Source organism: Sinosporangium siamense, assembly GCF_016863435.1.
In the GTDB taxonomy this organism is placed as follows: domain Bacteria; phylum Actinomycetota; class Actinomycetes; order Streptosporangiales; family Streptosporangiaceae; genus Sinosporangium; species Sinosporangium siamense.
In genome coordinates, this window is the sequence record NZ_BOOW01000030.1 from 204,959 (window position 1) to 218,719 (window position 13,761).

General features: G+C 68.9%; 14 protein-coding genes. 2 read left to right on the forward strand and 12 right to left on the reverse strand.

What is annotated here, in order from left to right; all coding sequences use genetic code 11:
- Window positions 1-28 precede the first annotated feature (28 nt).
- The gene (locus Ssi02_RS23720) at window positions 29-1,042 is read left to right on the forward strand and encodes a hypothetical protein (protein ID WP_204029290.1); all 1,014 of its coding nucleotides are present in this window, start codon (window positions 29-31) and stop codon (window positions 1,040-1,042) included.
- 153 nt (window positions 1,043-1,195) lie between these two features.
- Here Ssi02_RS23720 and Ssi02_RS23725 read toward each other — a convergent pair whose 3' ends face one another.
- The 11 genes from Ssi02_RS23725 to Ssi02_RS23775 form a co-directional block, all read right to left on the reverse strand.
- Entirely contained in the window at window positions 1,196-1,951 is a 756-nt protein-coding gene (locus Ssi02_RS23725; RefSeq protein ID WP_204029292.1) for a thermonuclease family protein, read from the reverse strand.
- Window positions 1,952-2,078: 127 nt separating this feature from the next.
- On the reverse strand, window positions 2,079-2,246 hold the full coding sequence (locus Ssi02_RS23730) for a hypothetical protein (RefSeq protein ID WP_204029294.1): 168 nt from the start codon (window positions 2,244-2,246) through the stop codon (window positions 2,079-2,081).
- The gene (locus tag Ssi02_RS23735) at window positions 2,243-3,274 is read right to left on the reverse strand and encodes a zinc-binding dehydrogenase (RefSeq protein WP_204029296.1); all 1,032 of its coding nucleotides are present in this window, start codon (window positions 3,272-3,274) and stop codon (window positions 2,243-2,245) included. The genes Ssi02_RS23730 and Ssi02_RS23735 overlap by 4 nt, the downstream gene beginning before the upstream one ends.
- A 22-nt stretch (window positions 3,275-3,296) precedes the next feature.
- Window positions 3,297-4,196 (reverse strand): ABC transporter permease, encoded by a 900-nt coding sequence (locus tag Ssi02_RS23740; RefSeq protein ID WP_204029298.1) that lies wholly within the window; start codon window positions 4,194-4,196, stop codon window positions 3,297-3,299.
- Between the two features lie 3 nt (window positions 4,197-4,199).
- Complete coding sequence (locus Ssi02_RS23745; RefSeq protein WP_204029300.1) at window positions 4,200-5,315, reverse strand: ABC transporter permease; 1,116 nt, start codon at window positions 5,313-5,315, stop codon at window positions 4,200-4,202.
- The gene (locus Ssi02_RS23750; RefSeq protein ID WP_204029302.1) at window positions 5,312-6,898 is read right to left on the reverse strand and encodes an ABC transporter ATP-binding protein; all 1,587 of its coding nucleotides are present in this window, start codon (window positions 6,896-6,898) and stop codon (window positions 5,312-5,314) included. Before Ssi02_RS23750 ends, Ssi02_RS23745 begins: the two co-directional genes overlap by 4 nt.
- On the reverse strand, window positions 6,873-7,940 hold the full coding sequence (locus tag Ssi02_RS23755) for a BMP family ABC transporter substrate-binding protein (RefSeq protein ID WP_204029309.1): 1,068 nt from the start codon (window positions 7,938-7,940) through the stop codon (window positions 6,873-6,875). Before Ssi02_RS23755 ends, Ssi02_RS23750 begins: the two co-directional genes overlap by 26 nt.
- Window positions 7,941-8,283: 343 nt before the next feature.
- On the reverse strand, window positions 8,284-8,643 hold the full coding sequence (locus Ssi02_RS23760) for a cupin domain-containing protein (protein ID WP_204029311.1): 360 nt from the start codon (window positions 8,641-8,643) through the stop codon (window positions 8,284-8,286).
- 55 nt (window positions 8,644-8,698) lie between these two features.
- Window positions 8,699-9,403, reverse strand: a complete 705-nt coding sequence (locus tag Ssi02_RS23765; protein WP_204029313.1) for a FadR/GntR family transcriptional regulator — start codon at window positions 9,401-9,403, stop codon at window positions 8,699-8,701.
- Window positions 9,400-9,885, reverse strand: coding sequence for a VOC family protein (locus Ssi02_RS23770; protein ID WP_204029315.1), 486 nt, complete (start codon window positions 9,883-9,885; stop codon window positions 9,400-9,402). Before Ssi02_RS23770 ends, Ssi02_RS23765 begins: the two co-directional genes overlap by 4 nt.
- Before the next feature lie 158 nt (window positions 9,886-10,043).
- Window positions 10,044-11,249: a PucR family transcriptional regulator gene (locus Ssi02_RS23775; protein ID WP_204029317.1), complete on the reverse strand. Its 1,206-nt coding sequence runs from the start codon at window positions 11,247-11,249 to the stop codon at window positions 10,044-10,046.
- A 103-nt stretch (window positions 11,250-11,352) separates the two neighbouring features.
- Between Ssi02_RS23775 and Ssi02_RS23780 the strand changes: the two genes are divergently transcribed.
- Window positions 11,353-12,513 (forward strand): M20 family metallopeptidase, encoded by a 1,161-nt coding sequence (locus tag Ssi02_RS23780; protein WP_204029319.1) that lies wholly within the window; start codon window positions 11,353-11,355, stop codon window positions 12,511-12,513.
- Here the strand turns inward: Ssi02_RS23780 and aroC are convergent.
- Window positions 12,503-13,723: a chorismate synthase gene (gene aroC / locus Ssi02_RS23785; protein WP_204029321.1), complete on the reverse strand. Its 1,221-nt coding sequence runs from the start codon at window positions 13,721-13,723 to the stop codon at window positions 12,503-12,505. The genes Ssi02_RS23780 and aroC overlap by 11 nt on opposite strands.
- Between the last annotated feature and the right edge of the window lie 38 nt (window positions 13,724-13,761).

Consider the following 13,761-nt stretch of genomic DNA (forward strand, 5'->3'; position numbering starts at 1 on the left):
ACTAGAGCCAGTAGCGAGGAGTGCGACGGTGAGCGGAGCAACCGCCCTGTTAAAGAAGAGATCCGTCCAGGTGACAGCGGTGCTGTGGGTCCTCGGAAGCCTCGCCGTCTTCCCCCTGGCGGGCGGCGCACTCCCCTTCACCCGAGGCCCCGAGCCGCTTCCCGTCGCGACCGAGGTGATCAACGGTCAGCTCAACCTGCTGGCGGCCGGCATCGTGATCGCCATAGCCATCTTCATGACCCGCAACCGGCCCAAACTCGACCTGGCCACCCGAGCCCCCGAACGCCGAGTGGCGAAAACCGAGGTCATCGCCCTCATCGTGTACGGAACCGCGGTGAGCCTAGGCGGCCTGATCATCGGCAACCTGGCCGGCGACCACGCCTACAGCCTCCACCTGCCGGGCACCATCTACGGCCTCCACCACCAGACCCTCGCCCCCGGCTGGGTCCTGGGCTGGGCCGTCTACAACTTCGTGTTCTTCGCGGCTCTGCCGTACTTCGTCTTCAGACGGCGGGGTTACACCAACGCGCAGCTCAGTCTGCACTCCAGCGACCGGCGTAAGGATGCGCTGCTCATCGTCGCGGTCCTGCTCGTGGAGAGCCTGCTCGAACTCACCGCCGTAAGCGACGAGATCCTGAGCCTGAGCCCCGGCCAACTACTCCTGGGCGTGCCCTTGGCCTTCACCGTCAACTTCTTCGGCGCGGTCCTCCCCATCATGATCTTCATCTACGCGATCCTGCTCCCCCGCTTCGCCCGCCTGACCGGCTCGGTCACGATGACCACCATCCTGGGCGGAGTGGCTTATGCGGTCATTCACATCTTTGAATCCTGGGCCGTATACGACACCCTGCCCGCCGGGATCCTGACCGTCATCTTCCTGTTCCTGCAGTACATGGGCCCCGGCTTGATCAAGTCGGTCCTGACCCTGCGCACAGGCAACGCCTGGATCCACGTCTGGGGCTACCACGCCATCGCCCCCCACGTCACCCTCGACACCGTCACGTTCCTCGACAGCCTCAACCTCCGAGGCCCAACCTCGTGACCACCCATAACTGCGCTTCTCCGCCAAACACTCGCAAATCCGAGTGAGCTTGCAGCGCCTCGGCGAAGCTCTTGCCCTCCTGGTCAAGCATGAGTACGGCGAAGCCGGCCTCGGGGAAGGCGCCCGAGGCCCGGCTATGTCCGGCCGACGCCGTTAGCGCTCGCAGACCACGCCGTCGCCGTCGCGGTCCTGGTACCACTCGTATTCCGGGTCTATGCCGCGGCGGTAAGGACCAAGCCCCTTGGCGTTGGCCTCTCCACATGTGCCGTAGCGCGGATCGTTGCCGCCGCCACCGGTGCCGCCGCCCCCACCGCCACCAGTGCCGCCACCGCCGGTGCCACCCCGGTCTCCGTCCCCTCCGCCACCGCCGGTGCCGGGACCTCCAGTGCCGGGTTTGCCGTTGTCGCACTTGCCGGACCAGATCCGCAACCGCTGGCTCTTCGCCTTATCCTGCTCGGCCCGCAGAAGACGCGTGTACTTGTCGACCACATCGGTCGCCACGAATTTGGCGTACCCGTAACGGACAAGGGAGCGGTTGAGGAAAACCCCGCTCTTGTTCCACACGTAGTAGACCCGCTGCCCCTTGGCGTCCTTCCCGACCGCCCCCGGTCGCAGATAAACGACGGACGACGGGGGCGCGAAGCCCTTGGTGCGGGTCGTCGCGGCCTTGGCCCAGCATCTGCCGGATTCCGGGGTGTCGGCTTCGAGCAGGTGGACGTTGAGTTTCCTGCCCTTGTTGTTGACGACAAGCGTGTCACCGTCGACCACCTGCACCACCTTGACGGGCACCGCGCCTTTAGGCACACCAGGAGGCGCCGCGGCATGAGCGGGTGCGGATAAGGCCAGGGGAACCACGGCGGTGCCGAGCGCCGTGACGGCGGCGGCGAGCATGCGACCGGTGATGCGCATGAAAACTCCAGTGTCGCGGGTGAAAAAACGTGCAGAACCGAAGACGCTCCACACCCACCCTGCGACTACACCCGGAATTCGAAAGTTGGCGCCCAACTTTCCCAAAAATCCCCCGAAAGGCGATGTTCTATGTCATCCGAAGGATAAATCCCACCACCGTGCCCACCGTGACGACGACATACCGGAGCACCGCCGCCTGGACGACCGCGGCCATGTCGGCTCCGCCGTACACAATCACGCCGTAAACAATCACGCCGGACAGCAAGCAGCCCGGCACAAGCGCAAGTCCGTTCACGGTCTCAGCAGGATCTTCCCGCAGCTTTCCCCGCTCTCCAGTCGCCGATGGGCCTCGGCCGCGGCGGACAGCGGGAAAACCGAGTCGACCACCGGAGTGATCCGAGCCGACCAATACCAATCCAGCATCTGCCCGAAAGCCGCCCTCCCATAAGCCTCGGACCCAATCATCGTGAGCCCCCGCTGATAGGCGTCGATGAGGTTGAAGGAAGCCGTCATCCCCGTCGTGTTGCCAAAGAACACAAGCCGCCCCCGCAGCCGCAAAGAATCGAGTGTGCGCTGAAAGAGAGCAGGACCAACGTGGTCAAGCGCGATGTCGGCCCCCCGCCCGTCGGTGATCGAGCGCACGGCGGCGGCGAGGTCGGTAGTGCGGTGGTTCACCGTGAGGGAGGCCCCCAGCTCCGCCATACACTCCAACTTCGCCTCGGATCCGGACGTCACGACGACCCTGGCGCCGAGGCCAAGCGCGATCTGCACGGCGGCGATGGTGATGCCGCTCCCCGCCCCATGCACCAGCAGCGTCTCCCCGGCCCGCAGGGCGCCGCGGACGACGAGGGCCTGCCACGCCATGGCATACGCGGTGGGCAGCCCGGCGGCCTCCTCCAGGCCCACGTGGCCGGGCACGGTGTGCGTGTGGGAGGACGGCACGGCGAGCAGTTCGGCGTAGCCGCCCTGGCGGGTGGCGCCGACGACGCGCATGGCCGAGCAGTAGACGGTGTCTCCGTCGGCGCACGCCGTACACGAGCCGCAATGGAGGGCGGGGTCGACGACGACGCGGTCGCCGGCGGTGCGGTCGTGCACGCCGGGGCCGACGGCGACGATCACGCCGGCGACGTCCATGCCGGGGACGTGGGGCAGGGTGAAGCCGGGGAGGAGGCCGGGGCCGCGGCGCTGGAGGATGTCGAGCCGGTTGAGGGCGGTGGCGCCGACCTGGATGAGCACGTCGCCGGGGGCGGGTTCGGGGTCGGCCACGACGGTCTCGCGTAGTACCTCGGGCCCGCCGTGCTGGGTGTATTGAACGGCTCTCACCGGGACACTCCTGAAACAAAACTTATGTGATGCCGCGGACGAAGGGTTGACCGAGCGCGGCCGGACCTCGGTGGCTCTTGGCGAAGAAGGTCATCGCGATGAGCGCGAGGAGGTACGGCGAGGCGATGAGGAATTGCGGGTTGAGTTCGTAGCCGAGTGCGGGCAGGGCGAGGCGCATGGCGTCGGCGGCGCCGAAGACGAGGACGCCGGCGAGGGTGCCGCGCAGGAGCCAGCCGCCGAAGATGACGGCGGCGATGACCATGTAGCCGCGTCCGGCGGTCATGTTCTGGTTGAAGGTGCCGACTTCGGCGACGGCGAGGTAGGCGCCGCCGAATCCGGCGAGCACGCCGCAGATCATGAGGGCCTGCCGGCGGCGTTTGTTGACGTCGATGCCGCTGACGTCGGCGGACCCCGGGTTCTCGCCGGCGGCGCGGGCTTCGAGGCCCCACCGGCTGCGGTGGACGAGCCAGAAGGCGGCGGGGACGAGCCCGATGAGGAGGTAGGCGGGCCACCGCTGGTCGAAGAGGGCGGGGCCGACGACGGGGATGTCGGAGAGCAGGGGGATGGTGAGCTTGTCGACCTGCCGGGACTCGGTCCGCATGATGAGGAAGCTGGTGAGTCCGAGCACGAGCACGTTGAGGGTGAGCCCGACGACGTAGGTGTTGACGCTGAGCCGGTGGCTGAACGTCGCGTGCACGACGGCGACGAGCAGCCCGGCGGCGACGCCGAAGGCGAGGCCGGCGCTGGGAGAGCCGGTCATGTGGGCGCCGGCGACGGCGGTGAAGGCGCCGCCCAGCATCATGCCTTCGAGGGAGATGTTGAGGGTGCCGGCGCGTTCGGCGATCCATTCGCCGAGGGCGGCGAAGGCGAGGGGGATGGCGAGCCGGACGGCGCTGGCCAGGATCAGTTCGATGCTGTCCATCGCTCATGCCTCCACTGCGGCGGGCCGGCGGCGTTTGCGGAGTTCGGCGTAGGCCGCGGGGAAGACGGCGGCGAGCACGAGCAGCGCGGTGACGACGGAGACGAGATAGCGCGGCACCCCGGTGGAGGCGAGGAAGCCGCCTCCGGCGCGGAGCATGCCGAAGAACAGGGCGACGGGGATGGCGACGAGGGGGTGGTTGCGCGCGACGAGGGCGACGAGCAGCCCCTCCCAGCCGACGTTGTCGGCGAACCCGGCCTGGATGCGATAGACGCTGCCGGTCAGCATGACGCCTCCGGCGAGCCCGGCGGCGCCGCCGGACAGCAGCAGGGCTCCGCCGCCGAGCGCGGCGGCGCTCACTCCGGCGCGGCGGGCGGCGACGGGGTTCATGCCGAGCATGCGCAGGCGGAAACCCCATCTGCTGTAACGCAGGAGATAGGCGACGACGCCGGTGATGGCGAGGGCGATGAAGAAGCCGGTGCCAAGGTTGAAATCGGGATATTCGCCGAGCCGCGGCAACCGTACCCCCTCGGGGAGGAGGTTGGACTGCGGCGACAGGATCTGGCCTTTGACCGCGGTCTCCTGGAGGAGGTAGTCGCGGTTGACGGCGAACGACACGACCTGCATCGCCACGAAGATCATCAGCATGGTGCTGATGACGACGTCCACGCCGCGCCAGTAGTGCAGCACGGCGGGGATGCCCGCCCACACCGCGCCGGCGAGGGTCGCGCCGAGCAGGGCGAGGAAGCCGACGAGCCAGCCGGGACCGGGCACGAACAGGCCGATGGCGGCGCCCGCCATGGCCCCGATGATGAGCTGGCCCTCCTGGCCGATGTTGAAGATGCCGGCGCGGGCGCAGACGATCGCGCCGATGGCCACGATGAGCAGCGGCGTGGTCTCGTCGATCGTCTGCCCGATCGAGGCGCCGCCCTCCAGACTGCCCTGGTAGAGCGCGAGGAGCGCGTCGCCCATGGAGTGGCCGGCGAGCGTGACGAGCGCGGTGGCCAGGCCGAGGGCGACGGCGAAGGACACGACATAGAGCAGCGGCGCCGTCAGCCTCGATCGCAGCCGCACCAGTGGGGCGGGTGCCGGCGTGGTGGCGGGCGGCCGGGTGAGCGTCATGCGATTTGGCCTCCCATCATCATGCCGAGGCGTTCCAGGTCGACGTCCGCCCGTTTCATCTCGCCGACGACGGCGCCGCGGTGGATGACGGCGACGCGGTGGGCGAGGGTGAGGATCTCTTCGAGCTCGGTGGAGATGAGGAGTACGGCGATGCCGTCCTGGGCCGCGCGATAGATGCGTTCGGTCATGTACTCGATGGCCCCGACGTCGAGGCCGCGGGTGGGCTGGGCGACGACGAGCACTTTGGGGCGTGCCGCCAGTTCCCGGGCGAGCACGACCTTCTGCTGGTTGCCGCCGGAAAGGAGCCGCATCGGGGTGTCCGGCGACGGCACCGAGATGTCGAACTCGTCGATCAGCCTGGCCGCCCGTTCGCGCAGCTTGCGGGGGCTGACGAACATGCCGCTCGCCACCTCGCCGAGGTCGGCGAGCACAAGGTTCTCCGCCACGCTCATGTCGAGCACACATCCGGAGCCGTGCCGGTCCTCGGGCACCACGCCGACGCCCGCCCGGTGCATGGCGCCCGGCTTCCCGGCGTTCACCGCGGAGCCGCACACCTCGACGGTGCCGCTGTCGACGTCGAGCAGGCTGGACAGCAGGTCGCCGAGGGCGGCCTGCCCGTTGCCCTCGACGCCCGCGATGCCGAGGATCTCCCCGGCCCGCACCTGGAGGGACAACCCACGCAGCAGCGGCCTGCCGTCGCGGGCGGTGGCGTGCACGTCGGTCAGGCGCAGCAGTACCTCGCCCTCGGCGGCGGTCTGCTCACCGACGATCAGCGCGTCCATCGCGCCGACGGCGGAGGCGGCGGTCCACTTGGACAACTCGCGGCCGACCATCTCGCGGGCGAGCTCGCGCACGTCGGTGCCCGCGGTGTCCCTGCGGGCGACGACGGCGCCGCCGCGCATGATGGTGACGCGGTCGGTGGCGTGCAGTATCTCGTCGAGCTTGTGGCTGATGAGGATGACGGTCTTGTGCTCGTCGGTGGTGGCCCTGCGCAGTACGGAGAACAGTTCGCGCGACTCGGCCAGGGTGAGGACGGAGGTGGGTTCGTCCAGGATGAGCAGGCCGGGGTCGCGGCGGAGGCATTTGATGAGTTCGACCCGCTGGCGTTCGCCGGTCGAGAGGTTCTCGACGTGGGCGTCGGGGTCGACGACGAGGCCGTAGCGCTCGCCGACCTCCTTGACGAGGCGCCTGGCCTGGTCGCGGTCGACCCGGCCGCGTTCGCCGAGGGTGACGTTCTCCCACACCTTCATGCGTCCGACCAGGCTGAAGTGCTGGTGCACCATCGCGATGCCGAGGCCGGCCGCGGCGAGCGGGTCGTTCACCGAGACGCGCGAGCCGGCCATGTGGATCTCGCCGTGGTCCGGGGTCACCAGACCGGTGAGGATCTTCATGAGGGTGCTCTTGCCGGCGCCGTTCTGGCCAAGCAGCCCGTGGATCTCCCCGGGGTTCACGCTCAGGCAGACGTCGTCGCAGGCCAGCACCGAGCCGAAGCGCTTGGTGATGTGGCTGAGTTCGACCGAGGGGACCGCGGTGCCGTTCACCGCGGTCCCGGCCGGCCTACTCTGTTCCGTCGACGGCGGCATCGACGTCGAGCTTCTTGGAGCCGATGTCCTTCATAACCTGGTCGATCTCGCTCTGCTGGTCGCCTTGGGGCTGGCAGAACTTCACGTTGGGCACGGGGTCGACACCGATGACCCACTCACGGGCGCTGCCCATCTTGAGTGTGCCCTTGCCGTAGTCCTCCAGCGCGGCGGCGAAATACGCGCCGGGGCTGAAGATGACCGACACCGCATATTTGGTGGTGGTGTCGGCGCAGCGGTCGGTGCCCGGCGTGAGGGCGGGGATGCCCGCCGCGTTGGCCTGCTGGGTGACCGCGTCGGTGGCCCCGCCGAGGTACGGATAGACCACCTTGATGCCCTGAGCCCTCTGGGCCTCGAACGCCTCCTTGGCCTTGGCCGAGTCGTCGAAGTCGCCGGTGAACGTGGTGACCAGTTCCCCCTTGGGCACCACGGCCTGCATGCCGGCCTTGAAGGCTTTGGCGGCCTGCTTGGCGAAGTCGAGTTCCGGGCCGGTGATGTAGCCGGCCTTGGTGGCTCCCAGCTGCTTGAGGAGCTGACCGGCGGCATAACCCGCCGCGTAAAGCGACTGGTTCACGGTGTCCTTGGACTGCGTGAAATATTCGGTCTGCTCCACGCCGCCACCACCGTTGACATACCAGTTCACCCCCTTGCACTGCGGTTCGGGGGCGGCGGTGAGCGCGTCCTTCAACTCGCTCGCGGCGATGGCGATCAGGTCGACGCGCTGCCGGCACAGGTTACGTGCCTGGTTGACCGCGTCTGCGGGATTGAGCTTGTCGAGGGTGCGGACCTCCCACTGGTTGGCTTGGGCGATCTTGTTCGCGTCGTCGACGAAACTCTGGTAGTAGCCGTTGTCGCGGGTGTCGCCAGGGCTCATGACCCCGATGACGACCTTCCCGTCCCCGTTGACGTCTGGCTGCCCTTTGGTTGCTGGTGTCGTGGAGCCGCTGTCAGAGCCGGTAGCCGTGGTCTCCTCACCGCCGCAGGCGGTGAGGAGGAGGGCTGGAGCGGCTATGAGCGCGAGCGCGGCTCGTGCCGAAAATTTCATGGCATTGCCTCCAAAGGACCCGTGGGGGAGGTCCGTGAGCCTTCTCTCCGGTGAGAGGATTCATCGGGCGCGCCGGGGGTTCAAATCTGCCAGACCCACCCAAGGACCGGGCAGGCCGGGCACGGGCGGAGAACACCCGCCAGGTTTCTCCGCCTGAGTGATCGTTAACCAAAGAGGTCGGCCAACGCTAGGGGGGTCTCATCCCGCGTCCGCCCGCAGGATGGGCTTTTCTGGGCCGAAATCCCTTCTCCCGTTACCGGAAAGGGCTCAGTCCTTGCGGTACCACGCCTTGCCGGCCTCGACGTTGGACGAGCCGATGAGCAGGCTGCCGAGATTCATGGTGCTATTTCTCCCTGTAGTCTTCGCGCGGCGGGGTGAAGATGTCGAGAATCCAGGTCTCTCCGTGTTCGGGGTCGCCGATGAACTGGCTGTCCCCGTGCATATGGCTCTTCGGGGCCCAGTAGACGTCGCCCTGCTTCAGGCGGTGGCGCCGGCCGGAGCCCAGTTTGAAGTCGAGTTCGCCCTTGAGGATGATGCCGAACTGCTCGTTGTCGGGGTGGCAGTCGTACGGCGTGGGCCCCGCACCCTCGCGGATGCGCCAGAGGCACAGCATCAGGTCGTCGCCGGTGTATATGCGGCGCCGGAACCCCGGCTTGATCTCGTTGAAGGCGGCGTCGTCGAAACGCCAGATGTGATCGGTCATGCTCATTCCATCCCTGTGCTGGACCGTCCGCCGGCGGACATCCGGCGGACCGCCGCTAGACCATGCGGGAGATCATCGAGTGCTCTACCTGGCTGAGATGGAGTTCGGCGGCCTGCGCCGCGCAGTCCTCGTCTCCCGCCTGGATCGCCTCGGCGATGCGCCGGTGGGCGGAGCTCGCCTCGGAGATCACTTCCCTGACGGCGTCGATGTTGGTCGTCGCGTCCAGGAGGGTCCTGAACTCGTCGGAGGCGAAGACCCCGTCGAGGACCTTGCCGTACAACTCCTGCAGCGTGGGGTTGCCGCAGGCCCGCGCCACCGCCGAGTGGAACTGCCGGTCGGCGGCCCGGAAGTCGTCGAGCGGCATCTCCGGGGCGAACCCCTCGGCGATCCGCACGAGTTCGTCGCGTTCGGCGCCGGTGGCGCGCGCCGCGGCGAAGCGGGCGATCGAGACCTCGATGACCCGGCGGCACTCGAACAGCTCACGCACCCTGCTCTTGCGGGGGTCGAAGCTGACCTCGGGCAGCTGCTCCACGACGTGGAACCTGTTGCCCACCTTGTGGATACGGCCAAGTGCCAGCAGGCTCTGCACCGCCTCACGCACCGAGGTGCGGGCGACGCCGAACTCCTCGCACAACGCCCGCTCCGAGGGGAGCTGGGCGCCGGGTGCGAGGGCGCCGCTCTCGATGCTCGCCATCAGCGCGTCGCGGATCTCCTCCGAGACCATGCGACGGGCCACGGGGCCGAAGCGGGGCCGGGTCACCGAAGCCCTAGTGCCGCGAAGCGGCGCTGTTCTGCGGCGATGTCGAGCGGCCTGATGATGGCCTCGTGCTCTTCGTCACCCCAGTGCTCGGCGGGGACCAGCCACATGACCTCGAATTCGAGTCCGTCGGGGTCTTTCGCGTAAAGGCTCTTGTTGGCGCCGTGGTCGCTGGCTCCGTGGAGCGCTCCCTCGGCGGTGAGTTTGTCGCGGACGGCGGCCAGTTCCTCAAGGGTGGGCACCTCCCAGGCGATGTGGTACATCCCCACCGTCTGCCGCCCGGCGGTGCTGTCGCCGGCGGAGGCTCCGATGGTGAACAGCGCAAGGTCGTGGTGGTTGCCGGAGTCGGGAGCGCGCAGGAACATGTATTGCCCGCCTGGGCCTTCGATGATGACCTTGAAGTCCAGCACTCGCCGGTAGAAGTCCGCAGTGCGGCGCGCGTCCCGCACGTAGAGCACCGCGTGGTTCATCCGGGTAATACCCATCTGGCCTGCCCCCAGCTCCGGTCTGTTGGTCTGACAATCGGAGCATAAGTTCGACAGGCCAGGCTCACAAGGGGTCTCTCAGGTTCTTTTTCAGACGGTGTCTCTTTTTTCAGGAAATCTCAGCAGGTCGGAGCTGCAGCCCACATGGAGGCCGAGCCCTACGAGTCCTTTCTGCCGAAGACGTGCAGCAGCTCGCGGGCGGTGAGCGCGGTGCGCAGCCGGTGCGCGGCCTCGGGGTCGAGCGGGTCCACTCCGAGCAGCTGCCTGAGCTGCCCCACGCGATAGCCCACCGAGTTCCTGTGCAGGTGCAGCAAGTCGGCCACGGCGGCCCTGCTGCCCCTTGTGGCGAGCCAGGCGTCCAAGGTGAGGACGAGCTCCGGTCTGTCCAGGATGCAGCCGATCTGCTGCTCCACGAAGGCGTGCAGCCGCTCAGGGGGTACGGCGAGCAGCAGCTGGGCGAGCCCGAGCTCGGAGTAGAGCAGCTCGTTTTCGCCCGCCCTGCGCCTGAGCAGGCCGAGAACGGTCTCGGCGTCGCGGAACGACCGCGCGGTCTCCTTCGGCGAGGAGACGACGGGGCCCGTCGCGGCGAGCACGGTGCCGTCGCCGACCATGCCGGCCAGGCGCACCCGGATGCGCTTCACCTCACGGGGGATGTCGCCTGAGAGTACGGTCCAGCCCTCACCGGCCTCCTGCCGTACCGGCATCTCCAGCCACGACAAGGCGGTGGACCAGGTGCGGCGGTTCGGGCCGTCGTAGGAGAAGACGGCTGCCGCGTGCGGCCGGTCCAGATGGAGGCCGAAACGGGCGGCGGTCCTGGTGAGTTCGTCGGTGCCGCGCAGCGCGCCGTAGCGCAGTTCGTCGATGAGCCTGCTCTCGGTCTCGGACTTGGCGGTGGCCGCGGCGTCGCGGCGTACGGCCTCGATGGCGACGGCGGTCGTCGCGGCCTTCAGGTAGGCGAGCACACGCTCGTCCACGGGCCGCTCGACGAGCAGCAGGCCGACGCGGCGCTGCCCGGCCCAGACGGCCAGGGCGGTGGCGTGGAAGGTGCCGTCGACGGTGATCTCGGCGGGGTCGTCCTCGGCGAAGATGCGGGCGACCTCGGCGGGGCTCATGGTGACGTCGCCGCCGTCGGTGGCGTGGAAGACGGCGCCGTGGACGCCCACCAAGCGGGCGGCGCGTCCGGTCTCCTCGGCGAGCCGGCCGAGGATGGCCCGCCATCCGTCGCCGCCGAGGGCGAGGTCGTTGAGTGCCGCCGCGAACTCCTCGACGCTGCCGGCGGGGTTTGCCCGCCGGGTGCGTCCTGGTCTGCCGGCCGTGCTGTCGAGATCGCCGAGTCCCTCGTTGTGGGTGCTCAGACGGTCCATGTAACCTCCATGGCTCTTAGCCCCACCTCACAAAGTCTGGTGATATTTCACATCAATAAATGCCTTTTAGGACAGCCTTATTTGCGTGTGAGGATGCACAGCTATGCATGACCAGGCGAAGGCCGCCACCCTCGGGTTGATCAACGGAGACGCGGACAGGTTCCTCGCGCTGAGCCACCGCCTGCACGCGCACCCCGAGGTGGGGTTCGAGGAGGAGCGGGCGTGCGCGTGGCTCGCCGAGGACCTGACCGCGTATGGCTTCACGGTGGAAACGGGCGTGTGCGATCTGCCCACGGCCTTTGTGGCCGAGGCGGGCACGGGACCACTGGTGATCGGGATCTGCGCAGAATACGATGCCCTGCCCGGCATCGGCCATGCCTGCGGGCACAACGTCATCGCCTCGGCCGCGATCGCCGCCGGGGCGGCCCTCGCCTGCGTGGCCGACGAGCTGGGCATCACCGTCAAAGTCTTCGGCACTCCCGCCGAGGAGAACGGCGGCGGCAAGGTGCTGATGCTTGAGCGCGGCGCGTTCGCCGGCGTGCACGCCGCCATGATGGTGCATCCCGCGCCGAACGAACGTCTCGACCCGCCCGTGCTGGCCCGGCAGCAGATGCACATCGAATACCGAGGACGGCCCGCGCACGCCTCCTCCTGCCCCGAGGACGGGATCAACGCGGCCGACGCCCTCACCATCGCGCAGGTGGCGATCGGACTGCTCCGCCAGCACGTGCCCGGGCACCAGCGCATCCACGGCATCGTCACCCAGGGCGGGCAGGCGCCCAACATCGTCCCCGAGCACACGGCGGCGGACTATTACGTACGAGCCGAAACCCTGGCCGAGCTGACCGAACTGACCGGCCGGGTGCGCGCCTGCTTCGAGGCGGGCGCGGTCGGCACCGGGGCCACCCTGACCGTCGGCTCGGAGTCGCCCGCCTACTCGGAGTTCCGTCACGACACACCCCTGCTGGAGCTCTACCGCCGCAACGCCGAGGCGCTCGGCCGGACCTTCCCCGAGGTGACCCCCGCGGACAACCGCATGGCGGCCTCCACGGACATGGCCAACGTGTCGCTCGCCGTACCCTCCATCCAGCCGCTCATCTCCATCGGCTCCGGGACGGTCGGCCAGCATCAGGCGGAGTTCGCGGCTTATGCCGTGGGCCCCGAGGGCGACCGCGCCGTCCTCGCGGGAGGCGCGGCGATGGCGTGGACCGTCGTCGACGCCGCCCTCGACCCGGCCGCGCGTGAGCGGCTTCTCACGCGTTGACGGGAAGGATCGGCACCGGCAGCGCGGCCAGATAGGCCGCGGCGTTCCGCGCCGTCTCCGCCAGGGAATCCCCGCCAAACTTCTCGAGTACGGCATCAGCCAGCACAAGCGACACCATCGCCTCGGCCACGACCCCCGTGGCCGGGACGGAGCACACGTCGCTGCGCTGATTGATGGCCTTGGCCGGCTCGCCCGTCGCCACGTCAATCGTGGACAGGGCACGCGGGACGGTGGAAATCGGCTTCATCGCCGCTCGCACCCGGAGCAGCTCGCCGGTGGTCATGCCGCCTTCGATGCCGCCCGCCCGGTTCGTCACCCGGCGCACACCGTCGAGGTCACCCACGATCTCGTCGTGCGCGGCCGACCCGCGGCGGGTCGCCGTCACGAAACCGTCGCCGACACCGACTCCCTTGATGGCCTGAATGCCCATCAACGCGGCGGCCAGCCGCGCGTCGAGGCGCCGGTCCCAATGCACATAACTGCCCAGCCCCGGCGGCAAGCCGTACACCACGACCTCCACCACACCGCCGAGCGTGTCGCCCTCCTTCAGCGCCTTCTCGATCTCGGCCGCCATCAGCTCGCTCGTCGCGGGATGCACGCAGCGCACCGGGTCGGCGTCCACCGCCTGCGTGCCGCCCCGGTCCGGCACCACGCCGTCCGGCAGGGCGACCGGGCCGAGGCCCACCACGTGGCTGACGAGTTCGACGTCGAGCGCCTGCGCCAGGAACGCCCGCGCCACCTCGCCGATCGCCACCCGGGCCGCGGTCTCCCGCGCGCTCGCCCGCTCCAGCACCGGGCGGCAGTCGTCGAACCCGTACTTCTGCATGCCGGCCAGGTCGGCGTGCCCGGGGCGCGGCCGGGTCAGCGCCGCCGCCCGGCCCCGGTTCCCGAACCGGCCCGCCTCGTCGTAACGCCTGCCGTCGGCGTCGGCCGGGTCGGGGTCCATCACCTCGCGCCATTTCGGCCACTCGGTGTTAGCGATCTCGACGGCGATCGGGCCGCCAAGTGTCGTGCCGTGCCGTACACCGCCGGTGAAACGCACCACGTCGCGCTCGAACTTCATGCGGGCGCCGCGCCCGTAGCCGAGTCTTCTGCGGGCCAGCGCGTCACCTATCTCCTTGGAGGAGACGCGGACACCGGCGGGCAGTCCTTCGAGGACGGCGGTGAGAGTCGAGCCGTGAGATTCGCCTGCGGTGAGCCATCTGAGCATGTTTGCGAACTTGCCACAGGAAGTAGGTGGAAACCCTG